Genomic DNA, 22,643 nt, shown 5'->3' on the forward strand with positions numbered 1-22,643 from the left:
CCGCCCCACCCCTCGGATGGACAGATCCCACTCCAGGACACCCTTGCGGGGCCAGTCACTTACCGAGTCACATCCAAGGGGCAGCACGGCCAATACCCACTCTGCCAGCCAGTCCCAGACCAGCCACAACAATCCTCACAGTCACTTACGGCCCATGTTTGCTCCGCCAAAGGGCCATAAGTGACCCCGCGTTGCCTTGTCAGAAGGTGGACCTGTGGATAACTCAATTTCCTGGGCCTTCAGCCGACAGACTGGAGTGCATGGTTCGCATCAATCCTTTGCCGGACGGGCTCGACGCTCGGCCCTTCACCGTCTATGAGTCCCGCGCCTTGGGCGTCGCGACCAAACGCCTGAGAGCCAAGGACGTGGCCGACGGCGGTCGGCTGATTTATCTGCCAACGGGACGTGAGATTGAATTGCTGGAACGGGCGAGGGTTCTGGCCGCCGCAACACCGGGCGCCTGGGTTTCGCATGAGACTGCCGCCCTTTTGACTGGACTGGGGCTTCCGCCTTGGATGGGCAACGAGGAGACAATCCATCTCAGCAAGCCACATCAACTGCCGCGCGTTCGCCGGACCGGAGTAATAGGTCACAGAGTTCGGGTTTTCCCTGGCGAGGTGATGAATCATCAGGGAGTCCCGGTCTCCGTGCGCCCCCGGACCTGGTTGGACCTGGCCGCCGAATTGCCCCTTCCCTATGTCATTGCGATGGGCGATCAGCTGATCCGTCGCCCTCGACCAGCCTTTGAATCACGGTCGGAACCCTACGCTTACCCCTCTGGCCTTCGGCTGTTGATTCGACAACACCCCAATCTCCAAGGGGTCGAGAAGGCCCGCTTGGCGCTGGACGAAATGAGGGTGGGTGCGGACTCGTATCCAGAAACGTTCCTTCGTTTGGCCATGCGTGACGGTGGCCTTCCGGAACCGGAACTACAGCTGCCGTTGGATCCGTTGGATCCGATATCACCCAGGGCCGACCTCGGGTACCGGCGGTTTCGCATCGCAGTACAGTACGACGGCGCCCATCACCTGACACGTGAACAGCAGTCAAAGGATAACCGCCGTGACGAGGCATTTCTCAGTGCTGGCTGGTCCTACTTCAAAGTCAATGCAGACGACCTTGCCGAAGGCTTCGCCGGGGCGATCGCCAGGATCAAGAAGGCGAAGCTCCGCGCAATGTAGGACAACGCGGGGTCACTTATGGCCCTTTGGCGGAGCAAACATGGGCCACAAGTGACCCCGCGTTGCTTTAGTTGGCGCGGTGGTCCTGGACGGTCATCCTTGGCCCGAAAGTGGGTTTGCGGAAGCCGCTCAGGTAGAGCATGCGGACCAGCCGCTGTCTCTGTCCCCGCCAAGGTTCCAGCAGCTCCAGCATGCCGGCGTCGTCGATCTTTCGCCCCAACAACGCGTAGCCCACATAAGAGGCCAGATGGTAGTCGCCCACGGAAATCGAATCCGGGCAGCCGTGGGTACGTTGGACCACTTCGGCAGCAGTCCAAACGCCGATGCCGGGAATGGTCTGCAGCTTGGCGCCGGCACGGGCTGGGTCCAAGACAGCCAAACGTTCAAGGGCGACGGCGGATTGCAGCGCCCGCATCACTGTCGCCGAGCGTTGTGGCCCGACTCCGGCCTTATGCCACTCCCAGGACGGAACGGCCAACCATTGCCGCGCCATGGGAGGCACGAGGAGCCCAGCGGGGGCCTTGCCCGGCGCGGGTGTTCCGAAGCGGTACATCAAGTACCGGTAGCCACGCCTTGCCTCCAAGGTGGTGACCCTTTGCTCCAGAATGGTGGGCACCAGCGAGTCAACCAGCCGCCCAGTGGAGGGTAGCCGCAGTGCCAGGTTCCGGCGTCGTGCTTCAGTGACCAAGCGCGGGAGCGTTGCATGGAAGCCGGGTTCGTCAAACGCGGACCAGTCGTCGTCCGCGCCGAGGAGGCGGGGAACGCCGACGATGGCGTCCTCCGCCCCGGACCCCCAGGCCTGGGCGTCAACGAACGTATCCTCGCCCACTCCACCCGCCGAGAGCCGCAGGGTCACAGACCCCGAAGAAGTGGTGAAGGCCATCCAGAAACCGTTGGGATGGGCCGCGAAAGAGGGGTCGGCATTGCCCCGCATCAGGGGAAACATGGTTTGGTCGAGCCTGTAGGAGGCGCCGGGGTGCCATCGTAAGGAAGCGTCTGCCGCGGCCGCAACAAGGGGCGGGGCGTCTGCGATGGTCATGTTTTCATGGTCCCACGGCTGGCTGACAATTCACTCCTGCAAGCCTCTTACGGCGGCTGCTTCACGGGTCTAGACTCCCTGATGTGGCGCGGGTGGGCCGCGTCCGAACCCCAAAATCCAGGAGCGCAAACCATGGCCGGAATAGTGCATTTTGAGATTCCCACGGATGACAACGAGAGGGCCAACACTTTTTACCAAAGTGCTTTCGGCTGGAATCTCAGCCCTATGCAGGAGATGGATTATACGATCGCCATCACTACTCCGTCCGATGAACAGACCGGCAGGCCCAGCGAACCCGGAGCCATCAACGGCGCACTGTTCCCCCGAACTGAAAATCTGAAAAATCCCGTCCTCACCATAGACGTCGACGATGTAGACGCCGCGCTCAGCCAGGTGGAATCCGCTGGCGGTTCCATCGTTCAAGGTAAGGATGCCGTCCCCGGAATGGGCTGGTATGCCTACTTCAAGGACACCGAGGGCAACATCCTGGGCCTCTGGCAAACCGACTCCTCTGCCGGGAAGTGATGCGCGGCAGGTGAGGGCACGCCTCGGGCAGGCGGTAACTTTGTACCTATGAAGTACGCCCAGTCCGTGTTGGACCTCATCGGCAATACGCCGCTCATCAAGCTCAACCACGTAACGGACGGGATCAAAGCCACCGTCCTGGTCAAGCTCGAGTACGTCAATCCCGGCGGATCCATCAAGGACCGCATCGCCGTGAAGATGATCGAGGAAGCGGAAAAGGACGGGCGGCTGCAGCCAGGCGGAACCATCGTTGAACCGACGTCGGGGAACACCGGCGTCGGCTTGGCGCTCGTTGCGCAGCAAAAGGGCTACAAGTGCATTTTTGTAGTGCCGGACAAAGTGGGCGAGGATAAACGCGCTGTCTTGGCAGCGTATGGTGCCGAAGTTGTCGTGACGCCTACAGCTGTTGCGCCCGACAGCCCCCAAAGCTATTACAGCGTCTCCGATCGCCTCGTCAAAGAAATTCCCGGCGCCTTCAAGCCGGACCAGTTCTCCAATCCAGCTGCCCCGGGCAGCCACTTCGAGTCAACCGGACCGGAGATCTGGCGCGATACTGACGGCAGGGTGACGCACGTGGTCATCGGCGCCGGAACCGGCGGCACCATCACGGGTACGGGCAGGTTCCTGAAGGAAGTCTCGGCAGACAGGCCAGGGTCCGACGGCGGCAGGGTCAAGATCATCGGCGCAGACCCCGAAGGTTCTGTGTACTCAGGCGGCACCGGACGTCCTTACTTCGTTGAGGGCGTTGGCGAGGACATGTGGCCCGCCAATTACGACAAAACCGTGCCGGACCAGGTGGTAGCAGTCTCCGATGCCGATTCGTTCGCCATGACCCGCCGCCTGGCACGTGAGGAGGGCCTCCTGGTGGGCGGCTCGTCCGGCATGGCGGTGGTCGCTGCACTTCAGGCCGCCAAGGATCTGGACGAGTCCGCAGTAGTTGTGGTGATCCTCCCGGACTCGGGCCGTGGCTATCTTGCCAAGATCTTCAACGATCAATGGATGCGCTCCTACGGCTTCCTTTCCGGCGGCGAAGAGTCATCCGTGGGCGAGGTGCTGAAGTCCAAGACAGGCGAGATGCCGGACCTGGTGCACATCCACCCGAACGAGACTGTCCGAGACGTCATCAACATCATGAACGAGTTCGGGGTCTCACACATCCCGGTCCTCTCGCAGGAACCACCCGTGGTCATGGGTGAGGTCCTGGGCGCAGTTGATGAGCGCAGCCTCACCACCAAGCTGTTCCGCGGCGAAGCCAAACTCACGGACAAGATCGCCGAACACATGGGGGAGCGCCTGCCCGTTATCGGATCCCTGGAGACCATCTCCGCGGCGCGCGAGCTTTTGTCCGACGTCGATACTGTCATGGTCACGTTCGTGGGGGCGCCCGTGGGCATCCTGACCCGCCACGACCTCCTGGCCTACCTGAGCAACTGAGCGCCACGCGCCCACTTCCAACCGTTGAACACTGAAAGAGGAGCTTCCATGTCCGTCAACAACAACGCCGGGTTCAACACGAGGGCCGTCCACGCGGGCCAGGCCTTCGAACCCCGGACAGGCGCTGTGGTGCCGCCTCTGCACTTCAGCTCAACCTACGCCCAGGACGGAATCGGCGGGCTGCGATCCGGCTATGAATACGGCCGCGGCGGCAACCCCACACGTGACTCCCTGCAGGAGCAGCTGGCAGCCCTTGAGGGTGGCTCCGCCGCGTTCTCGTTCGGTTCTGGCCTTGCTGCCGAAGACTCGCTGATCCGCGCTGTGGCCCGCCCCGGGGACCACATCGTTCTGGGCAACGACGCCTACGGTGGCACGTACCGCCTCATCGACCGCGTGCTCGGCGACTGGGGCATTGGGAACACTCCTGTAGACATGTCCGATCTCGATGCCGTGGCACGTGCCGTTGCAGCGAACAAGACGCGCATCGTGTGGGTGGAAACCCCGTCCAACCCCCTGATGAAGATCACTGATATTGCAGCGCTCGCCGCAATAGCGCACGACGCCGGTGCCCTCCTGGTGGTCGACAACACCTTCGCGTCTCCCTACTTGCAGACCCCGCTGGACCTGGGTGCCGACGTCGTGATCCACTCCACCACCAAGTACATCGGTGGCCACTCGGACGTGGTGGGCGGCGCGATCGTCGTCAACGATGCCGAACTCGCCGAGAAGATCGGCTTCATCCAGTTCGCCGTTGGTGCCGTTTCCGGACCGATGGATGCTTTCCTCACCACGCGGGGCCTCAAGACCCTTGGCGTGCGCATGGACCGGCACAGCGAGAACGGCCAGGCTGTGGCCGAATGGTTGCTGCAGCGCCCCGAAGTTGAAGCCGTGCTGTACCCGGGCCTTCCGGAGCACCCCGGCCACGAACTCGCTGCGAAGCAGATGAAGAAGTTCGGTGGCATGGTCTCTGTCCAGTTCAAGGGTGGTGAAGCGGCGGCCCGTACAGTTGCCGAATCCACCTCGATTTTCACGCTGGCCGAATCGCTGGGGGGAATCGAATCCCTCATGAACTACCCCTCGGAGATGACGCACGCTTCCGTCAAGGGAACCGAACTGGCCGTTCCCGTGAATCTCTTGCGCCTTTCCTGCGGCATCGAGGAGTCCGAGGATCTGATTGCGGACCTTGAGCAGGCCTTCGCCAAGATCAGCAACGGCTGACACAGTGGCTTCTTCTTCACCCACGGTTGTTTCGGCTGCCCAGCGCGGCTGGATCCTGACCGTCGCAGGCGTGCTGACCCTCGCCGTCGCCGTTTGGTTCCTCTACACGGATTACCAGCCGTTCCTGAACGACTTCGAAGTCTATTTCTACGGGGGCGGCAAGGTTCTCCAAGGCGGGGATCTTTATGCTGTGCGCGATGGCCTTCCGTTTACCTACCCGCCGTTCGCGGCCTTGCTCTTTGCCGGCCTCGCAGCAATGGGTTTCTTCGCCAGCAGCATGGTCTTCATCATCGCCGCCTTGGCAGGTGCCGCAGTGGTGGCTGCGTGGTTGGCACGCCACTATTTCGGCCTGAAGACGTGGCGTTCAGCATTCGCCGACTATCGCTTCAGGACCACGGCTTTAGTTGGAACTGGAGCCATCCTGCTCCTGGGCCCATGGCGGGATACGTTCGTTTTCGGCCAGATCAACATCATCCTGATGGGCGTGATCCTGACAGACTTCGCGCTCTACGGTAAGGCGCGGGCCGGCCTCATCCGGTGGCCCGCAGGACTCTTGATCGGCCTGGCTGCCGGTGTGAAGCTCACGCCGCTGGCGTTCGGCCTGTATTTCCTGGTCCGCCGCGACTTCAAGGCGCTGGCATGGATGGCCGCTGGATTCTTCGGATCAATCGCCATCGCGTGGGTCATCCTGCCGCAAGCATCCCTGGCATTCTGGACGCAGATCCTCCCCGATACCGGGCGTATTGGCGGCCCGGCCTACGTGGACAACCTGTCGGTCAAGGGGCTGCTCCTGCACTTCGGCATGCCGGATTCCTCCCTCACCAGCGTGGTGTGGTTGGTTCTTTCCCTGGGACTTGCGGCCCTCGCAGCAAAGATCATTAAGTGGGCCGTGGATGTGGACGAAAACTTCATCGCCGTCTCGGCCACCGCCATCCTGATGCTCCTGGTCAGCCCCGTCTCCTGGTCCCACCACTGGGTCTGGGTGGCAGTAGCCCTACCGAGTATGGCGTTCGCGATGCATCGGGTGCCATCCCGCAACGGGCGGATGCGAACAGCAGGGTGGATCATCGTGTCCTGTTCCACGGTTGCCTTCTATATGACGCCAAAGAACCTTGCCGTCTGGGCCGGTGCTGCCGAGTGGGGAAAGGACCCCCAAACGCAATGGCAGTTGATGGTGTCAAGCCTGGGTGTGGTGTGCGGAATCGCGCTGCTGATCTACTGGGCCTTGGCATATCGGCCTTCGCGCACGGGCCTCGTTCCTGCTGAGATGCGCGGTGGGCGCGTGGGTTCCTGACCTTCTTTGCCGTGGAGGTCTAGGCAAATCAACCAAAATAGGGTGGTTCCGGTGAGTCCAAACTCCAAAGACGGTGAGGAGGCAGCGGCGTTCGCTACGGCGCTGCCCGCAGCCTAGCTTTCTTTAGAAAAGTCAGGTACTTTGTCGACATGCCTTTGCGATCCGACTGGTCCGCCCGCACGTGCAGCCTGGCGCGCGGTCTCGACGTCCTCGGCGATCCCTGGGGGAGCCTGGTCCTCCGCGAGATTTTCTTCGGAAACGGCCGCTTTGAAGCCATCAAGGAGCGACTGGAAGTCGCGGACAACGTCCTCAGCAAACGTCTAACATGGCTGCTCGAGGACGGGCTGTTGGCTCAACGGCCTTATCAGGATGGTGCCCGGACACGCCAGGAATACGTGCTCACACCCAAGGGCGAGGACGCTCTTCCTGTCCTCAACGCCATTATCATTTGGGCCGAGAAGCACCTGGACGCCCCCAACGAGGTTTCCCATATGCGGGTCGTACACACTGACTGCGGACAAGTCACAGCCTCGGCAGACACTTGCACGCACTGTGGGGTCCAACTGACAGCCGCCAATACGAGCTGGCATAGCTTCACACGCAGTGACCATCCGCTGCCCCTGGCCATAGCACCCGTACCAACAACTTCCCCTGAAACGGAGATCTCCACATGACCGCTCCCGATGTCACAGGAACTCCGACAAGCAATGCAGCCGTCTCAACGGGCAAGCAATCCGGCAAGCAATCCGGCAAGCGACCCGGCAGGCTGCACCCGGCCTGGATGGTGGCCGCCGTAGCTTTCCTCGCCCTGGTTGGGGCGGCCGGATTCAGGGCCGCGCCCGGAGTGCTGATGGTCCCGCTCCAAGAGGAATTCGGCTGGTCCACCACAGTCTTGTCCTTGGCGGTAAGCATCAACCTCGTCCTGTTTGGGCTAACGGCACCCTTCGCTGCGGCCTTGATGGAACGCTTCGGCATACGCAAAGTCACCTCGCTCGCTCTCTGCCTGATTGGCCTGGGCTCAGCGCTTACCGTGTTCGTGAACCAGTCCTGGCAGATCCTGCTCACCTGGGGCGTGCTGATTGGCCTGGGAACGGGATCAATGGCCCTCGTCTTCGCAGCCACCATCGCCAACACCTGGTTCGCCAAGAGCCGTGGCCTGGTGATCGGCATCCTGACGGCCGGCAGCGCCGCTGGCCAACTCGTTTTCCTGCCCTTCATCGCCGCCCTTGCCCAGAACCCGGGCTGGCGGGGAGCGTCGCTGCTCATCGCCGCCGGTGCGCTCGCGGTGGTACCGCTGGTCCTGCGGTGGCTGCGGAACTCACCCGCCGACGTCGGCGTCTTGCCTTATGGTGCGGAAGCACCTGACGCCGGTATAGCCGGTTCAAAGAGCACGACGCCGGGCGTTGCAGTCGCGTCGCCACCGACGGGTTCCGTAACAGCCAAGCCGGATTCCGCGAACGCGGCCGTCCGGGCGTTGCAGGTCCTCAAACGCGCCAGCAAAGTCCGCACGTTTTGGGCGTTGGCGGCGGGCTTCGCCATCTGCGGCGCCACGACCAATGGGCTCATCGGCACGCACTTCATTCCCTCAGCTCATGATCATGGCATGCCCGAAACCACAGCGGCGGGCTTGTTGGCCGTCGTCGGGATCTTCGACATCGTCGGAACCATCGCATCCGGTTGGCTTACGGACCGCTTCAACCCCAAGGTCCTGCTGGCGGTGTACTACCAGTTCCGGGGGATCGGCCTGCTGGTGCTGCCTCTGTTGTTGGGCTCATCCGTGGAACCCAGCATGATCATCTTCGTCGTGGTCTACGGCCTGGACTGGGTAGCTACGGTGCCTCCGACGGCAGCCATTTGCCGCTCGGTGTTCGGGGCCGATGGCTCCGTGGTGTTCGGCTGGGTGTTTGCGGCCCATCAACTCGGAGCTGCTGCCGCCGCCCTGGCCGCCGGTTTCATCCGCGATGCCACCGGGCACTATAACTACGCCTGGATGGGGGCAGCAGCCATGTGCACGGTAGCTGCAGTAATCAGCGCAACCATCCGCAAGGATGCAGCAAAGAAGCAACCCGCCACGGTTTCCGCCTAACCCGGCCCAACTGAGTAGCAGTTGACGCCGTTTTTGAGGCGGCGGCAAAAACGGCTTTATCTGCGACCTACTTGGGTGCTCAGCCCCGGAACGCGGCAACCCCCGTGATGTGCTGCCCCAGGATCAGGGTGTGAACCTCGTCCGTGCCCTCATAGGTGCGCACTGATTCAAGGTTGTTGGCGTGCCGCAGCGGCGAATAGTCCAGCGTGACGCCGTTGCCGCCCAGGATGGTGCGGGCCTCCCGGGCGATTTTGATGGCCTCCCGGACGTTGTTGAGCTTGCCCACGGAGATCTGCTGGGGCTGGAGGTGCCCGGCGTCTTTCAGGCGGCCAAGGTGCAGCGCGAGCATAGTGCCCTTTTGGATCTCGAGGAGCATGTTCACCAGCTTTTCCTGTGTCAGTTGGTATCCAGCGAGTGGCCGCCCGAACTGGAGCCGGCTGCCGGCATATTCCAGCGCGGCTTCATAGGAGTCGCGGGCTGCGCCCATGGCTCCCCACGCAATGCCGTAGCGCGCTTCGTTCAGGCAGGAGAACGGTCCACGAAGTCCTATGGCACCCGGGAGGATTGCCTCCGGACCCAGCCTCACGTCGTCGAACTTGATGTCGCATTGGATTGATGCGCGCATGGAGAGCTTCGGCTCGATCGGCGTGGCAGTCACGCCCGGCGTGCCCGCAGGTACCAGGAAGCCGCGGATGCCTGCCGCGTTATCCTCCGTTTGGGCCCACACCACCATGACGTCGGCAATTGAGGCGAGTCCGATCCAGCGCTTGGCGCCGTTGAGGACCCAGCCGTCGGAGGTCGCACGAGCGAAAGTGGCCATCGACGACGGGTCCGAACCCGCCGTCGGCTCCGTCAACGCAAAGCAGCCGATCAGTTCGCCTGCAGCCATCCGCGGCAGCCACTGTTCTTTCTGCTCCTCTGAGCCCCACTTGTAAATGGCCGTCATGGCGAGCGAGCCCTGCACCGAGACAAAGGTGCGGATGCCGGAATCGCCGGCTTCCAGTTCCATGGCTGCCAGGCCATATTCGACGGCGGTCCGTCCGGGACAGCCGTAACCTTCCAGATGCATTCCCAGGACGCCGAGCTCGCCCAACTCGGGCGCGATCTCCTGCGGGAAGACTGCGTCCTCATACCAGCGCGCGATATTCGGCCGGATCCGCTGGGTTGTGTAATCCCGGACCTTCTCGCGCAGAGCTAGTTCTTCGCTGGTCAACAGGGAATCGAGGGCCAGCACATCCGAGGTGTTCGTCGTTGAATCGCTCATTCCAGCATCCTAAGCGGCTGGATGCCCGCATGAGGCGGACGCTCCCGGGCCGTCACCCGAGACTCCCGGCGCCGTCAGTCGGGTCGGGCCGTCCGCCGGGCGTTTAAGTAGTATGTATTCCGGGAGCCATTGGGATCCCACTGCGCAAAGAAAATATTGGGGGATAAAGACATGGCACTGCCCGGCGTCGATTTACAGGCTAAGGCGGATGCCGGGAGGTCTGCATCCACCACTTCACGCGCACTGCATTGGCTCCCGTGGGCGCTCTTGATGTGGCCCGTGTGGCTGATGCTTGCCGAGTGGAGCAAGCAGGGCCTGGACTTCAGTGTGTACTGGTTCGGCGGAAGCATCCTCAACGACGCTGGCGCCTCGCCTTCGGACCTGTACGGCCCAAGCGTTGCCGCAGCCGGGGGACCGGAGCTTCCCTTTACCTATCCGCCGTTCGCAGCGCTCATCTTCGGGCTGCTGGCACTCTGGCCGCAACCCGCCGCGCTGATGCTGTTCAACGTGGCCGGCGTAGCGATTGCCGCTTGGGTTGCCGCCACCATTGTGAAGTACTGGGCCTCCAAACACGACTGGCGCACTGCGTTGGCATCCGGCCGCAGCCGCTGGATTGCCGGGGCCGTGTTCCTGGCTGTCCTATTCCTCGGCCCGTGGCGTGAGACGTTGGCATTTGGCCAGATCAACATCCTGCTCATGGGCTTGATGGCTGTCGACTTGCTGGGTGCCTCCCGTCGTCGGGGGTTCCGTGGCAGCGGCTTCCTGGTGGGCATAGCGGCGGGTATCAAGCTGACGCCCCTTGTGTTTGGCCTGTACTTCCTGATGCGCAAGGATTGGCGCGGACTGGCTAACATGTCCATCGGTTTCGCCGGGACCGTCCTCCTGGCCTGGGTGGTTCGGCCAGCTGAGTCGCTGCAGTTCTGGCTGGAAATCCTCCCTGACACGTCCCGGATCGGCGGCGCCGGCTACGTGGACAACCTCTCGATCAAGGGCGCGTTGCTGCACTTCGGCGTGCCGCAGGATTCAGTAACCGTTCCCTGGCTCGCGCTCAGCATCGCCACTGTTGTGCTGGCGGCCTTCCTGATCCGCGCGGCCAGTTCGCAGGGGGCCCGAGTCATTGCAATGTCGACGACAGCACTCACCATGCTGCTCATCAGCCCGGTCTCGTGGTCCCACCACTGGGTCTGGATGGCAGTGGTCCTGCCGGCATTCGCCTGGACCATCAAGGAAACTCCTGGCCGGTACAGGGCGCAGAGAATTGTGATGACCGCTGTGCTGGCCGTTTCCACGCTGGTCTTCTTTTATTCGCCAAAGACCATCGGCACGGCGCTGGGTGCCGCGGACCTGAACGTCCAGACGCCGGGGCTCTGGATCATGGCATCCAGTGCTGGGGTGTTCTGCGCCGTGGCGATCCTGGTCTGCTGGCTGGTCGCGCTGCGGCGGGACGCTGTCCAGCTCGAGGTCCCGGACATTCCCACGCGGCTGCGTCAGTGGACCGCAGCGCGACGCTAGACTCTACTCGCCCCGGACCACGCCAGCGTCGGCCCGCTCCCCAGTGAAGAAGGCACGTGTGGCCGGCGCGAAACGGCACACGATCGCCAGCACCACGCCCAGGAGCAGAAGCAGGACTCCGCTGACAAAGGCTCCGCCGATTCCAAAGATCTGGGTATCTCCATATTCCGGATCCCACATCTGCACCGCCGAGATGAAGAACGCCACCGTCAGGGACACGGCTCCCAGGAAGGGCAGGATGCCGCGGAACCACAGGTTGCGGGCAGAATTCCGGAGGGTCGAGCGGAAGAACCACACGCACGAGAAACCGGTCAGGGCGTAGTAGAACGCGATGAACAGGCTGATGGCACTGATGGAGTCGGCCAGCAGGTCCTCGCTGAGGAAGCTCATGGCCACGTAGTACACCACGGCAGCCACGCCCATGACCTGGGTTGAGAAACCCGGCGTCTGGAACCGTTCGTGGACCTTGCCAAAACGCGCCGGCAGGGCGCCATGCACGCCCATGGACAGGGTTCCCCGGGCTGTGGGGAGGATGGTGGTCTGCGTTGAGGAGAGCACGGATGCCAGAACGGCCACCACAATCAGCCAACCCCACGGACCCAGCACTACATCTTTCATGGCCAGGAAGACGTCATCCTGGTTCGCTTCATTGCCCAGCCCGATGCCTTCGGTCCCGACACTCGCGTACATCATCACCAGCAGGGCCACCGAAACGTAGATGGCCACCAGAACGAACGCAGAGATGACGGCACCCCGGCCTGGAGTCTTCGCAGGGTTTTCGGTCTCCTCGTTCAGGGCCAGGCAGGTGTCCCAGCCCCAGTAGATGAACAGGGCCAGCAGGACCCCGTGAACCACGGCGCTGGGATCGGCGAAGGCACCCGCGGGGTTGAACCACTCAAGGTCGAAAGGCTGGATAGTGGCGTCACTGCCGTTGGCTCCGCCAGGCGCGCCACCGGCAATCCCAACAATAATGGCCACCGCAAAGATGCCCAGTGAGATGTACTGGATGTAGGTCAAGGTCCGCTGGACGTGCTCGCCCAGCCGAATTCCGCGGTGATTAACGTAGGTCATGAACGCGATGAACAGGACCCCGGTGGCCGTGACCAGCCAGGTGTTGTCGGCCAGGGAACCGTCGCCGATCAGCAACCAAAGATATTTCCCGGCAATTTGGGCCAGGTTGGCGAGGACGACGATGCCGGCCAGTGCCACGCCCCAGCCGCCCAGCCAGGCCGCCCACGGGCCAAAGGCCTTGCGGGCCCAGAAGAACGTGGTGCCACAGTCAGGGAGCGCACTGTTCAACTCGCGGAATGCATAGGCGATGAAGAGCACTGGAATGAAGGCGAGAACCAGGATCAGGGGAGTGTAGTTGCCGTTGACGGCGACAATGAGCCCCAGCGTAGCGGCCAGCGAATATACGGGAGCAGTGGAAGCCAGCCCCAGCATGACAGAGTCGCCAAGGTCCAGGATGCCTGCATGGAGGCCTTTGGAAGGTACGACGGCGGTACGGTCGCCGCCCGCGGAACCGCCGTCCGGCGTCGAGATTTCAGTGCTCATGGTTTTCAGTGCTCATGCTTTCTGTGTTCACAGTGCAGCTCCATAGGAAGTAGTTATGGGCGCGGCAGGCGCCGGGGCGTCGATGGTGTTGGGAACGAAGCGGCAGAAATAGTCCGTGATGGGGCCGTCCGATTCACGGATGCCGCAGCCCACGGACTCGCCGTCCACCACCCAGAGACCAAGCACCGGATGGTTTCCGTCGAAGTCGGGGAGAGCGTGGTACTGCTGGAAGCACCACCCTTCACGGCCATAGCCGCCGGGCTGCTGGAGTTCGATCCCGGGGGCGTGGATGCGGATGTTGTCGCCCTCGCGGCCATGAAGAGGCTTGGCCACCCATTCTTTGAGCGGGCCAGGATCGCCGAGGTGGGCCGGCAGCAGGTTCTCGTGGCCGGGGTAGAGGTGCCACAGCGCAGCAAGCAGGGCTTTGTTGGAGAGCAGCATCTTCCACGCGGGCTCCACCCACCGGGGATTGTGCGCCCGGGTCAGCAGCCGGTGTCCGAAAGGTTCCTTCATCATCAGTTCCCACGGGTACAGCTTGAACATGGTGTTGATCATGAAATTGTCCAGGTCCACAAAGCGATTCAGGTTCGGATCCCAGCCGATGTCCGACATATTGATGCCGATAGTCGTCCACCCACCTTGGCTCGCTACATCCCGCATGTAGGCGGCAGTCATCCAGTCCTCACCGGACTCTTCGGCCTCCGAATGAGCCACATGCAGTGTGCTCATTCCGGTGCGGAACTGCAGCTTTTTCCATTGCCGGATCAGTGCCTCATGGATTCCGTTCCACTGGTCCTTTTCCGGGAACACATCCTGCAGCCAGAACCACTGCGCGACGGAGGCTTCGATCAGGCCTGTGGGCGTATCGGCGTTGTACTCCAGCATTTTTGCCGGCCCACCGTTGCCGTCATAGATGAAGTCGAAGCGACCGTAGATATCCATATCCCCGGCCTGCAACGATTCGCCGGCGAGCTCCAGCGCCTGTTGTCCGATCCCAATATCGCCCATGGCTCCGGTGGCGAGGTACTTTGCTGCTTCCAGGCACATGAGGTGCATGTCCTCGGCAGTCTTCTCGAGCGTCTCCACCTCGTCCATGGTGAATTCGTAGTACGCCGACTCATTCCAGTATTCGATTTTGCGGCCATCGGGCATGGTGGTGGTGGAAAAGACCAGGCCCTGTTCTTCGATCTTCTTTTTCCAGTCCGGCCTGGGCTCAGAGGGTAAACGCTGCACGCCTAGCCTCCCGAGCTTCCGCCGCTTTTGGAGCTGCTGCCGAAGCCGCCACGGCTGACTGTGCCGCCCTTGGTGCTGTAACCAGTTGAAGTCTTGGCGCCTTGTGGAACTGTCTTGGTGTAGCTCGGGTAGGAGTTACGGTTCTGTCCCACAGCGGGCACAGTGGCTCCCCGCGAGTAGAAGTACCAGGCGTAGATGGCCGAACCGCGGCCATCCGAGCTGCTGTTGTTGCACTGGGAATCGTCCACGCGCTCGCCGGTTTCATCGTTGAAACAGACCTGCGCGTAGTCAGCCTCTTGTTCGCTGCTGGCAACTACGGCAGTGATGGTTCCGGCCAAGAGGGCGGTAACTCCCAAACCCACGACGACGGTGCGGCGCCGGGAGCGCTTCTTCCGGGCCTCGGCCTGGGCTGATTCGCGTTCACGTTCTTTGGCGAACGGGTCAATGATGGGGAGCGGCTTGCCGCGCGCGGGCTGGGATGCGCCGGGCTTGGAAGCTCCTGGCTCCTGTCCGCTCGGAGCTTTGTTCCTGTCGTCATTGGTAGGAGGGATCAGCTCCGGATGGAGCTCGGGTTTGGGCACCTGCCACGGTGGCGGCTTGGGCGGATTCTTGCCCGCGTCCGGGTCCTTGCCGCCCCCGGCACCAGCGCCCCCGGCAGCGCCGTTGCCTGAAGCGCCGTTTCCTGAAGCACCGCTGCCTGCGGCGCCTTCGTTCGGGTCCATGTATATCCCCCTGGATAGACCGTTGGATTGTCCGGCGCCATGCCGGACCAGATGCTGAAAGCAAGCCTAGTCCTTGAGCGGACCGCGGGCACTGGTGGCACAGCAGAGTGGGTAGAACTGCCCACCCTGCCAACCGTGGAAGGATGTAGCCATGCCAGGTCCTGAAGCACAAAGCAGCGACTCCGACGCCGTTCTGCTGCGCCTTCCCGCTGTTCGGGGCATCGGCCGTGGACGCGTCGTGACCGGCCTTGTCCTCGCCCTGCTGTTGCCGCCCGGCGTCGAAGTCCTGGTCACTTTGCTGGGTTTCCGCAACTTCGCCATGATCATGCTCCTTCAGCTGGCAGCAGCCGTGGCCGTCGCCGCGATCGGAGGCCTGTGGCCCGCCGTGGTCGCGGCGGTGCTGGGCAGTTTCCTGTTGAACTACTTCTCCGCCGAACCCGTGGGTTCGCTGTCCATCGCTGATCCAACCACCCTGTTTACCCTTGTGGTCTTCCTGGCAGTGGCTTGCGGCGTGGCGCTCGCGGTGGGACTGGCCAGCCGCAGGGCGCAGGAGGCTGCGAGGTCCGAGGCCGAGGCCACGGCCCTGAGCGAGTTGGCCCTGCGCATCCTCAGCTCGGACGGCAGCCTTGAATCGTTCCTTGAGAAAGTCCGCGGAAATCTCGGCATGGACGCTGTGACACTCTTGGGCTCCCCGGGACCGGACAGTGTCACAGTGCCGGGAGCACCGCCGCAGTGGCGGATTCTTGCGAGCGCCGGCCCCAATCCGCCGGTGACCCATGCTGCCGCGGACCATGCCGCCGTCGTCGATCCCCATTACACGCTGTTGCTGCGCGGTGGTGCGCTGTCCTCCCAACACCAGCGGCTGTTGGCGGCCTTCGGAGCGTTTGTGGTGGCTGTTCGTGAGCGGCAGCAACTGGTCAAGAGCCGGCGGGACAACCTTCGCCTGGCCGAGGGAAACAAGATGCGGACGTCCATCCTTCGCGCCGTTTCCCACGATTTGAGGACGCCTTTGGCCGGAATCAAACTGGCTGTCAGCAGCTTGCGGCAGGAAGAGGTCCAGTTCCCTCCGGACGTGGAGAAGGAGTTGTTGGAGACGATCGAGAATTATGCTGACCGCCTGGACCATTTGGTGGACAACCTGCTGGATATGTCCCGGATTACCGCCGACGCCGTGAACCCTTTGCTCGCGGGCACCACCTGGTCGGAAATATTGCCCGAAGCACTTCGCGGTATCCCGAGGGATCGGATTCGCAGTGAGCTGCAACCCAACCTGCCGCCCGTAACAGCCGACGCCGGCATGTTGGAGAGCGTGGTGGCAAACATCGTTGAAAACGCAGTGAAGTACGCACCCGGTTCGGACGTCATCCTGACTGCGCGTGCCGGTGCCGGGATCACAGTGGGGGACAAGCCTGCCAGCGAACTAAGGATCGTGGACCACGGCAGCGGCGTGGGACACAACGAAGTGCTTGAGATGTTCCAGCCCTTCCAGCGGCTTGGCGATTCGCCCGCCCCGGCAGGTGGCGCGGGCGGCGGAATCGGGTTGGGACTTGCGGTGGCCAAGGGTTTCACGGAAGCCATGGGCGGCACGCTCATGGCGGAGCCGACGCCAGGTGGCGGCTTGACCATGGTGGTTACCTTGCCGCTGTGGACCGGTCACGGGGGAGGCAGAGCATGACCCGTGTGCTGATAGTTGAGGACGAAGCCCAGATCGCGCGGGCAATGCAGGTCACCCTGCAGGCCCACGGGTACCAGGCAATGACCGTTGGAAACGGGGCCGATGCCCTGAACGCCGTGACGAATCAAACCGTAAACATTGTTGTGCTGGATCTTGGATTGCCGGACATGGACGGAGTGGAGATCATCCGCCGCATCCGCGGGTGGAGCAGCATGCCCATCATCGTGTTGTCCGCCCGGCATGCCTCGGAGGACAAAGTGGAAGCACTCGACGCCGGTGCGGACGACTACGTGACCAAACCGTTCGGACTGGATGAGCTGCTTGCGCGGCTTCGGGTTGCCTCGCGCCGAGTCCTTACCGATCGCGAGGAACCTACCTTGGCGACGTCGGACTTCATGGTGGACCTGGCAGGCAAGAAGATCGTAAAGGACGGGTCAGAGGTGCGGCTGACGCCCACCGAGTGGAACATCCTGGAGTTGCTGGTCCGGAACAAGGGAAAGCTGGTGAGCCAGCAGCAGATCCTGACTCAGGTTTGGGGACAGGCCTATGCAAAGGAGACGCAATATCTGCGGGTCTATATTGCCCAGTTGCGGCGAAAGCTGGAGCGGGACCCGGCCGCGCCGCGGCACCTGCACACTGAAGCGGGAATGGGTTACCGGTTTGATCCTTAAATCCGGCTCCCCGTCCGTAAACTGGTGTCCATGAACACCGCATCCCTCCTCGCTGTCTGCCGTGTCCACCAGTTGTTGCCGGACCCGGAAGGAAGCGTTGGCGTCACCGCGATAGACAAGCGTCCTGTGGAAGGCCCCATCAAGATCCACAAGCTCGGCGTCCATGGCGACGTCCAAGCCAACAGGTTCGATCACGGCGGCGAAGACCAGGCTCTGTATGCCTATTCGCAGGCGGACGCCGATTACTGGGCGGCCGCACTGGATCGTGAGCTTCCAGCTGGCGCCTTCGGGGAGAACCTGCGGGTGGACGGAATCGAGACCACGGGGGCCGTGATTGGTGAACGTTGGAAGATCGGGCTGGATGTGGAAGTGGAAGTAACGTCCCCGCGCGTCCCGTGCGCCACCTTCCAGCGCTTGCTGGACGAGCCGCAATGGGTGAAGCGCTTCACCCAGGCCGGTCGGGTGGGAACCTACCTGCGTGTGATCAAGACGGGGACGGTCTCCGCGGGAGACCACATTCACCAGCTGTTCGTACCGAAGCACGGCATTACCGTTGGCCAGTGGTTCAGCGAGCCCACGCCGGACATGGTGCAAACCCTGCTCGATGCCGAGGCGGACGGGGAGGTCCGGCTCCAGGACGAATACCACGAGAAGTTCGAGAAAGTCCTGCGGCGTAACGGGTTGTAAGCCTTCTTGAACGGGCTGTAGGGCTGCCTTGAAACTGCCTTGAATGCCGCCTTGGGGTCTGCCTGGAGGGGCCGGAGAGTCCGGGTGTGCTCAAGCTCACCCGGTCTTCATCAGGGCTCAACTCGCGGTGATGCCCCTCTGTGCCCTACACTTGAAATATCCCCCACTCCGGAAATCCCTTTATCCTGCCCAATTCTTGAGGCAGGACTGGTAAGTGTTGGGGCCCGCAAATGTGTGCGGGCATTTTCATAGGGAGAGCCGGCTAAAGAAAACGCTGTACAGACTGCTGGGATAGCAGCCAAGAGATGCAGCGGGAAGTCCTGCCATGGGATTGCGATAGCGCCGGACTTCTTGCGAAAGCAGGGCACCTTTGCCTGGCTCTTCGCGACGAGTAATGCGGCCAAGCCCAACCGGGCCGCGCCGACTGCCCTATGGATGAGGAATTTCCCCCTATGACCGAAAATCTCAACGAAAACTTCGACGCCACCACCGCTGAGTCTGCTGACGTAGCAGAGACCGCCGCTGAAGGCACCGTAGTAGAAGCACCGGCCCCCGCCGCTGCCCCCGTCGAGAACGCTGCACCCGAGTCTGCAGCCCCCGCCTTCACCGAAGCTCCTGCCCCCAAGGCAGAAGACGAGGAAGAAGAAGGCGTCCGCTTCGTCGATCTTGGCATCGATGGCCGCGTTCTGGCCGCACTGCAGGATGTCGGGTACGAAAAGCCGTCCCCCATCCAGGCAGCCACCATCCCGCTGCTCCTCGAAGGCCGCGACGTCGTCGGCCTGGCCCAGACCGGTACCGGCAAGACTGCAGCCTTCGCTGTTCCTGCCCTGTCCCGCCTCGCTGAGCTGCACGACCTCAACGGCCCGTCCCGCAAGACCCAGGCATTGGTCCTGGCGCCGACGCGTGAACTCGCCCTGCAGGTTGCTGAAGCGTTCACTTCCTACGCCAAGCACATTGACGACTTCACCGTGCTCCCTGTTTACGGTGGTTCCGCTTACGGTCCCCAGCTGGCCGGCCTTCGCCGCGGTGCACAGGTTGTTGTCGGTACCCCCGGCCGTGTAATCGACCACATTGCCAAGGGCTCCCTGGACCTCTCCGAACTGCAGTACCTGGTGCTGGACGAAGCTGACGAGATGCTGCGCATGGGCTTCGCCGATGACGTAGAGCAGATCTTCCAGCAGACTCCGGAAACCCGCCAGGTTGCGTTGTTCTCTGCCACCATGCCGGGCCAGATCCGCCGCATGTCCAAGCAGTACCTGAACAACCCTGCTGAAATCTCGGTGAAGTCCAAGACCACCACCGGTGCCAACACCAAGCAGCGTTACCTTCAGGTCATGGGCCCGCACAAGCTGGACGCCCTGACCCGCATCCTCGAGGTCGAAGAGTTCGACGGCGTTATCGCCTTCGTGCGCACCAAGATGGCAACCGAGGACCTCGCTGACAAGCTGAAGGCCCGCGGTTTCCAGGCTGCCGCCATCAATGGCGACATCCCGCAGCAGCAGCGTGAACGCACTGTTGACGCGCTGAAGGAAGGCCGCATCGACATCCTGGTTGCTACCGACGTCGCAGCCCGTGGTCTTGACGTTGAGCGCATCAGCCACGTCATCAACTACGACATCCCCCACGACACCGAGTCCTACGTCCACCGCATCGGTCGCACCGGCCGTGCAGGCCGTTCCGGTGATGCGATCCTGTTCATGACGCCGCGGGAGAAGTACCTGCTGCGTTCCATCGAGAAGGCTACGCGCCAGCCGGTGGAGCAGATGCACCTGCCCACGGCCGAGACCGTGAACACGCTGCGCCTGGGCAAGTTCGCCGAGCGCATCACCGAGACCCTTGAGTCCGAGGATGTTGCAGCATTCCGCGACCTCATCTCCTCTTATGAGGAAGAGCACAACGTACCGGCCTCGGAGATCGCCGCTGCACTCGCCGTCATGGCACAGGGCGGACAGCCGCTGCTGGTCAAGGAACTGCCTGCAGCTCCTGAGTACCAGAAGCGCGAACGCTCCAAGGACGGCTTCGGCTCCCGTGGCCCGACCCGTGCACTCACCGAGGGCAACGCCACCTACCGGATCGCCGTCGGACGCCGCCAGCGCGTCATGCCGGGCTCCATCGTGGGCGCCATTGCCAACGAAGGTGGCATCTCCTCGGCACAAATCGGTGGCATCGACATCCGCTCGGACCACTCCCTGGTGGAGCTCCCGGCTGACCTGAGCCCCGAGCAGCTGCGCGCACTGTCCCGCACCCGCATTGGTGGCGAACTGATCAACCTCGAGCTGGATAACGGACGCAAGCCCAGCGGCGACCGTGGCAGCTACTCCGGTGGTGGCGCCGGTGGCCGTGGTGGCTATGGCGACCGCGAAAACCGTGGAGGCGGCAACTTCAAGGGCAGCGGTGGGTTCAAGAAGGACTTCCGCAAGTCCGAGGGTGGCGAGCGTTCCTCTGCCGACCGTGGTGGCCGCACGTACAGCGACCGCTCCGAGCGCACTGCGGGCAGCTTCGGTGATCGTGATCGTGGCCAGTCCAGCGGCTCCCGCTTTGGCGGACACGGCGACGGCGCCCGCAAGCCCCGCAGCGGTGGCGAAGGCGGACACCGCGACTTCAACCGCAAGGGCAAATGGTAAACACTGCCAGGTGGTAAACACTAAGTAGTTCCCGTCAGGGGGTCGGCTTTCGGGCCGGCCCCCTGACGTGTTTAAGGGCCGTAAGTGGTGCGGCCCGGGGCAACTCCCGGGGTAGTTGCATATCCGAAACCTTGTACGGCGGGGATTTCGAACAAGACCGGGTTCCATGCCACATGCGGCTTCCATGCCACCTGCGGGCCGCCGTACGATCAAAGTGCTACGAGCCGCGTAGCTGCGAAGAGCCTGATGGTCGCACGCTGAATGCAGGAGGGTTCCCCATGGGATTGCTCGACAATTTGAAGAAGAACCTGGGCCTTGGTGAGAAGGATCATCCGAGCGCCCCCGTGGATCCGCTGGACAAGGCTCCTGCCGATCAGTCAGCCGTAACGCAGGCGGCGGAGGATGCTGCCGCCGTCGATGCTTCTGCTTCGAACAAGGCCGCCGCAGAAGCTGCTGCAGCCCAGGCGGCCGAGCAGCAGGCGGCAGCCAACGCTGCAGGCGCTCAGATCGCCGAGCAGGCAGGCTTGGAGCCAGAAGCGCCGGAGGTCCAGCCAATGGCCCAACAGGCAGCCTCTGAGGCCGCTGCGGAGGCAGGACAGCCTGGTCCAGTCGCCCCGCGCGTCACGGAGGTTGTGGTGGAGCCCGGCGACACCATGAGCGGCATTGCTGCGCAGTTCGGGGTGGATCTCGGAGCCCTGATCGCAACCAATGCTGACACGGTGCCCAACCCGGATCTCATCTACCCCGGGCAGGTGCTTCGACTGCCCTGATCTGGGCGGTATCTGGATCAGGAAAATGGCGTCTGCGCAAATTGTGTCGGCGCCGTTTTTCCCCGGATTTTCGCCGATTTGTAGCTTCTGAAAACGTCCGGTAGAGTATTTACTCGTTGCCCCCCTAGCTCAGTGGTAGAGCGCGTTCTTGGTAAGAACGAGGTCACCGGATCGATTCCGGTGGGGGGCTCTGAATGAGGGCCTGTGTCAAGGCGGTTTTGACCGGCTTGACACAGGTTTTTCTCATTCGTGGCGGTGTAGCTCAGTTGGTTAGAGCGCACGACTCATAATCGTGAGGTCGGGAGATCGAGCCTCCCCACCGCTACAGAGCAAGACCCCGCAGGTATCATCTGCGGGGTCTTTTCATTTCCCCGCCCGCGCCACCTTCCCATGTGGGACAGAATGGGTGCATGAGCCGAATCGCAATCATTGGCGGCCACGGCAAAGTGGCCCTTCATTTATCCCGGATTCTTAGTGGCGAAGGTCACGATGTCACGTCGTTCATTCGAAATCCCGATCATGTGGCGGAAGTCACGGAAACGGGAGCCACTGCGCAGGTGCTGGACGTGGAAAACTCGACGACGGCGGAACTCGCCCAGGCGCTAGAGGGCCACGACGCCGTGGTCTGGTCGGCAGGGGCCGGTGGGGGCAACCCGGCCAGGACGTATGCCGTGGACCGGGACGCCGCCATCCGATCCATGGACGCAGCCAAGGAAGCCGGCGTCAAGCGTTACGTGATGGTGTCCTACATAGGCAGTGCAAAGGACCACGGCATTCCCCGGGACCACCCTTTCTACCCTTACGCGGAGTCCAAAGCGGCGGCTGATGACTACCTGCGCAGTAGCGGCCTGGAGTGGACGGTGCTGGCACCAGGAACCTTGACGGAGGAGCCGGCGTCCGGGTTGATCGAGGTCAACCCGGCAAACCCTGGCAACGGCACCGCGATCTCCCGTGCGAACGTTGCCCTGGTGGCCGCTGCCGTCCTGGAACTTCCCGACACTATCCACCGGACCATCACTTTCAAGGATGGAACAGTCGACGTGGTGGATGCTCTGACTGCGGACTGACGTGGCAAGGGATCCGTGGACCCCGGGATAGGTTGGTAGGTAGCTTCCGTGGGCCAGGCCTGCGGGAAGCTCGTACAACTTCTGGGG

General features: G+C 62.8%; 19 protein-coding genes and 2 tRNA genes. 16 read left to right on the top strand and 5 right to left on the bottom strand.

Going from position 1 to position 22,643, the window contains the following annotated elements:
• Positions 1–260: 260 nt before the first annotated feature.
• Positions 261–1,181, top strand: a complete 921-nt coding sequence (locus AB4Z15_RS20490) for an endonuclease domain-containing protein (protein WP_442018727.1) — start codon at positions 261–263, stop codon at positions 1,179–1,181.
• 67 nt (positions 1,182–1,248) lie between these two features.
• On the opposite strand, the gene AB4Z15_RS20495 is transcribed toward AB4Z15_RS20490, so the two are convergent.
• On the bottom strand, positions 1,249–2,220 hold the full coding sequence (locus AB4Z15_RS20495) for a DNA-3-methyladenine glycosylase family protein (protein WP_442018728.1): 972 nt from the start codon (positions 2,218–2,220) through the stop codon (positions 1,249–1,251).
• A 132-nt stretch (positions 2,221–2,352) separates the two neighbouring features.
• Between AB4Z15_RS20495 and AB4Z15_RS20500 the strand changes: the two genes are divergently transcribed.
• The 6 genes from AB4Z15_RS20500 (at position 2,353) to AB4Z15_RS20525 (ending at position 8,777) form a co-directional block, all read left to right on the top strand.
• Entirely contained in the window at positions 2,353–2,745 is a 393-nt protein-coding gene (locus AB4Z15_RS20500; RefSeq protein WP_442003997.1) for a VOC family protein, read from the top strand.
• Positions 2,746–2,793: 48 nt separating this feature from the next.
• Complete coding sequence (locus tag AB4Z15_RS20505) at positions 2,794–4,179, top strand: cystathionine beta-synthase (RefSeq protein ID WP_442003998.1); 1,386 nt, start codon at positions 2,794–2,796, stop codon at positions 4,177–4,179.
• 48 nt (positions 4,180–4,227) lie between these two features.
• Positions 4,228–5,397 (top strand): cystathionine gamma-synthase, encoded by a 1,170-nt coding sequence (locus AB4Z15_RS20510; protein ID WP_442018729.1) that lies wholly within the window; start codon positions 4,228–4,230, stop codon positions 5,395–5,397.
• A gap of 4 nt (positions 5,398–5,401) precedes the next feature.
• Positions 5,402–6,691, top strand: a complete 1,290-nt coding sequence (locus AB4Z15_RS20515; RefSeq protein ID WP_442018730.1) for a glycosyltransferase 87 family protein — start codon at positions 5,402–5,404, stop codon at positions 6,689–6,691.
• A gap of 149 nt (positions 6,692–6,840) precedes the next feature.
• Positions 6,841–7,365, top strand: a complete 525-nt coding sequence (locus AB4Z15_RS20520; protein ID WP_442018731.1) for a winged helix-turn-helix transcriptional regulator — start codon at positions 6,841–6,843, stop codon at positions 7,363–7,365.
• Positions 7,362–8,777: an MFS transporter gene (locus AB4Z15_RS20525; protein ID WP_442018732.1), complete on the top strand. Its 1,416-nt coding sequence runs from the start codon at positions 7,362–7,364 to the stop codon at positions 8,775–8,777. The genes AB4Z15_RS20520 and AB4Z15_RS20525 overlap by 4 nt, the downstream gene beginning before the upstream one ends.
• A gap of 79 nt (positions 8,778–8,856) precedes the next feature.
• Here the strand turns inward: AB4Z15_RS20525 and AB4Z15_RS20530 are convergent, their stop codons facing one another.
• On the bottom strand, positions 8,857–10,041 hold the full coding sequence (locus AB4Z15_RS20530) for an acyl-CoA dehydrogenase family protein (RefSeq protein ID WP_442018733.1): 1,185 nt from the start codon (positions 10,039–10,041) through the stop codon (positions 8,857–8,859).
• 171 nt (positions 10,042–10,212) lie between these two features.
• Between AB4Z15_RS20530 and AB4Z15_RS20535 the strand changes: the two genes are divergently transcribed.
• Entirely contained in the window at positions 10,213–11,553 is a 1,341-nt protein-coding gene (locus AB4Z15_RS20535) for a glycosyltransferase 87 family protein (protein WP_442018734.1), read from the top strand.
• A 3-nt stretch (positions 11,554–11,556) separates the two neighbouring features.
• Here the strand turns inward: AB4Z15_RS20535 and AB4Z15_RS20540 are convergent, their stop codons facing one another.
• The 3 genes from AB4Z15_RS20540 to AB4Z15_RS20550 are packed head-to-tail and all read right to left on the bottom strand — an operon-like array spanning position 11,557 to position 15,062.
• A complete protein-coding gene (locus AB4Z15_RS20540) occupies positions 11,557–13,107 on the bottom strand; it encodes an APC family permease (protein WP_442018735.1) in 1,551 nt (516 codons plus the stop codon).
• 27 nt (positions 13,108–13,134) lie between these two features.
• Entirely contained in the window at positions 13,135–14,340 is a 1,206-nt protein-coding gene (locus AB4Z15_RS20545; protein ID WP_442018736.1) for a glutathionylspermidine synthase family protein, read from the bottom strand.
• Between the two features lie 2 nt (positions 14,341–14,342).
• Complete coding sequence (locus AB4Z15_RS20550) at positions 14,343–15,062, bottom strand: Tat pathway signal protein (protein WP_442018737.1); 720 nt, start codon at positions 15,060–15,062, stop codon at positions 14,343–14,345.
• A gap of 151 nt (positions 15,063–15,213) precedes the next feature.
• Here AB4Z15_RS20550 and AB4Z15_RS20555 point away from each other — a divergent pair, with 151 nt between their 5' ends.
• The 8 genes from AB4Z15_RS20555 to AB4Z15_RS20590 all read left to right on the top strand — a co-directional run bounded on the left by AB4Z15_RS20555 (position 15,214) and on the right by AB4Z15_RS20590 (position 22,556).
• Positions 15,214–16,737: a sensor histidine kinase gene (locus AB4Z15_RS20555; RefSeq protein ID WP_442018738.1), complete on the top strand. Its 1,524-nt coding sequence runs from the start codon at positions 15,214–15,216 to the stop codon at positions 16,735–16,737.
• Complete coding sequence (locus tag AB4Z15_RS20560; RefSeq protein ID WP_442018739.1) at positions 16,734–17,408, top strand: response regulator; 675 nt, start codon at positions 16,734–16,736, stop codon at positions 17,406–17,408. Before AB4Z15_RS20555 ends, AB4Z15_RS20560 begins: the two co-directional genes overlap by 4 nt.
• Before the next feature lie 30 nt (positions 17,409–17,438).
• The gene (locus AB4Z15_RS20565) at positions 17,439–18,095 is read left to right on the top strand and encodes an MOSC domain-containing protein (RefSeq protein WP_442018740.1); all 657 of its coding nucleotides are present in this window, start codon (positions 17,439–17,441) and stop codon (positions 18,093–18,095) included.
• A 452-nt stretch (positions 18,096–18,547) separates the two neighbouring features.
• Positions 18,548–20,719 (top strand): DEAD/DEAH box helicase, encoded by a 2,172-nt coding sequence (locus tag AB4Z15_RS20570; RefSeq protein WP_431116007.1) that lies wholly within the window; start codon positions 18,548–18,550, stop codon positions 20,717–20,719.
• A gap of 278 nt (positions 20,720–20,997) precedes the next feature.
• Entirely contained in the window at positions 20,998–21,489 is a 492-nt protein-coding gene (locus AB4Z15_RS20575) for a LysM peptidoglycan-binding domain-containing protein (protein WP_431116006.1), read from the top strand.
• A 118-nt stretch (positions 21,490–21,607) separates the two neighbouring features.
• A tRNA-Thr gene (locus tag AB4Z15_RS20580) sits at positions 21,608–21,679 on the top strand.
• Between the two features lie 61 nt (positions 21,680–21,740).
• A tRNA-Met gene (locus tag AB4Z15_RS20585) sits at positions 21,741–21,814 on the top strand.
• Between the two features lie 85 nt (positions 21,815–21,899).
• Positions 21,900–22,556: an NAD(P)-binding oxidoreductase gene (locus tag AB4Z15_RS20590; protein WP_442018741.1), complete on the top strand. Its 657-nt coding sequence runs from the start codon at positions 21,900–21,902 to the stop codon at positions 22,554–22,556.
• Positions 22,557–22,643 lie beyond the last annotated feature (87 nt).

The organism is Paenarthrobacter sp. 2TAF44, from assembly GCF_052114885.1.
Lineage (GTDB): Bacteria > Actinomycetota > Actinomycetes > Actinomycetales > Micrococcaceae > Arthrobacter.

Excerpts from the sequence above, each read along its gene's own strand:
- AB4Z15_RS20510 (WP_442018729.1), top strand. The coding sequence starts at position 4,228 with ATGTCCGTCAACAACAACGCCGGGTTCAACACGAGGGCCGTCCACGCG.
- AB4Z15_RS20530 (WP_442018733.1), bottom strand. The coding sequence starts at position 10,041 with ATGAGCGATTCAACGACGAACACCTCGGATGTGCTGGCCCTCGATTCC.
- AB4Z15_RS20500 (WP_442003997.1), top strand. The coding sequence starts at position 2,353 with ATGGCCGGAATAGTGCATTTTGAGATTCCCACGGATGACAACGAGAGG.
- AB4Z15_RS20550 (WP_442018737.1), bottom strand. The coding sequence starts at position 15,062 with ATGGACCCGAACGAAGGCGCCGCAGGCAGCGGTGCTTCAGGAAACGGC.
- AB4Z15_RS20535 (WP_442018734.1), top strand. The coding sequence starts at position 10,213 with ATGGCACTGCCCGGCGTCGATTTACAGGCTAAGGCGGATGCCGGGAGG.
- AB4Z15_RS20525 (WP_442018732.1), top strand. The coding sequence starts at position 7,362 with ATGACCGCTCCCGATGTCACAGGAACTCCGACAAGCAATGCAGCCGTC.
- AB4Z15_RS20505 (WP_442003998.1), top strand. The coding sequence starts at position 2,794 with ATGAAGTACGCCCAGTCCGTGTTGGACCTCATCGGCAATACGCCGCTC.
- AB4Z15_RS20540 (WP_442018735.1), bottom strand. The coding sequence starts at position 13,107 with ATGAGCACTGAAATCTCGACGCCGGACGGCGGTTCCGCGGGCGGCGAC.
- AB4Z15_RS20555 (WP_442018738.1), top strand. The coding sequence starts at position 15,214 with ATGCCAGGTCCTGAAGCACAAAGCAGCGACTCCGACGCCGTTCTGCTG.
- AB4Z15_RS20495 (WP_442018728.1), bottom strand. The coding sequence starts at position 2,220 with ATGACCATCGCAGACGCCCCGCCCCTTGTTGCGGCCGCGGCAGACGCT.
- AB4Z15_RS20590 (WP_442018741.1), top strand. The coding sequence starts at position 21,900 with ATGAGCCGAATCGCAATCATTGGCGGCCACGGCAAAGTGGCCCTTCAT.
- AB4Z15_RS20520 (WP_442018731.1), top strand. The coding sequence starts at position 6,841 with ATGCCTTTGCGATCCGACTGGTCCGCCCGCACGTGCAGCCTGGCGCGC.
- AB4Z15_RS20575 (WP_431116006.1), top strand. The coding sequence starts at position 20,998 with ATGGGATTGCTCGACAATTTGAAGAAGAACCTGGGCCTTGGTGAGAAG.
- AB4Z15_RS20570 (WP_431116007.1), top strand. The coding sequence starts at position 18,548 with ATGACCGAAAATCTCAACGAAAACTTCGACGCCACCACCGCTGAGTCT.
- AB4Z15_RS20490 (WP_442018727.1), top strand. The coding sequence starts at position 261 with ATGGTTCGCATCAATCCTTTGCCGGACGGGCTCGACGCTCGGCCCTTC.
- AB4Z15_RS20560 (WP_442018739.1), top strand. The coding sequence starts at position 16,734 with ATGACCCGTGTGCTGATAGTTGAGGACGAAGCCCAGATCGCGCGGGCA.
- AB4Z15_RS20565 (WP_442018740.1), top strand. The coding sequence starts at position 17,439 with ATGAACACCGCATCCCTCCTCGCTGTCTGCCGTGTCCACCAGTTGTTG.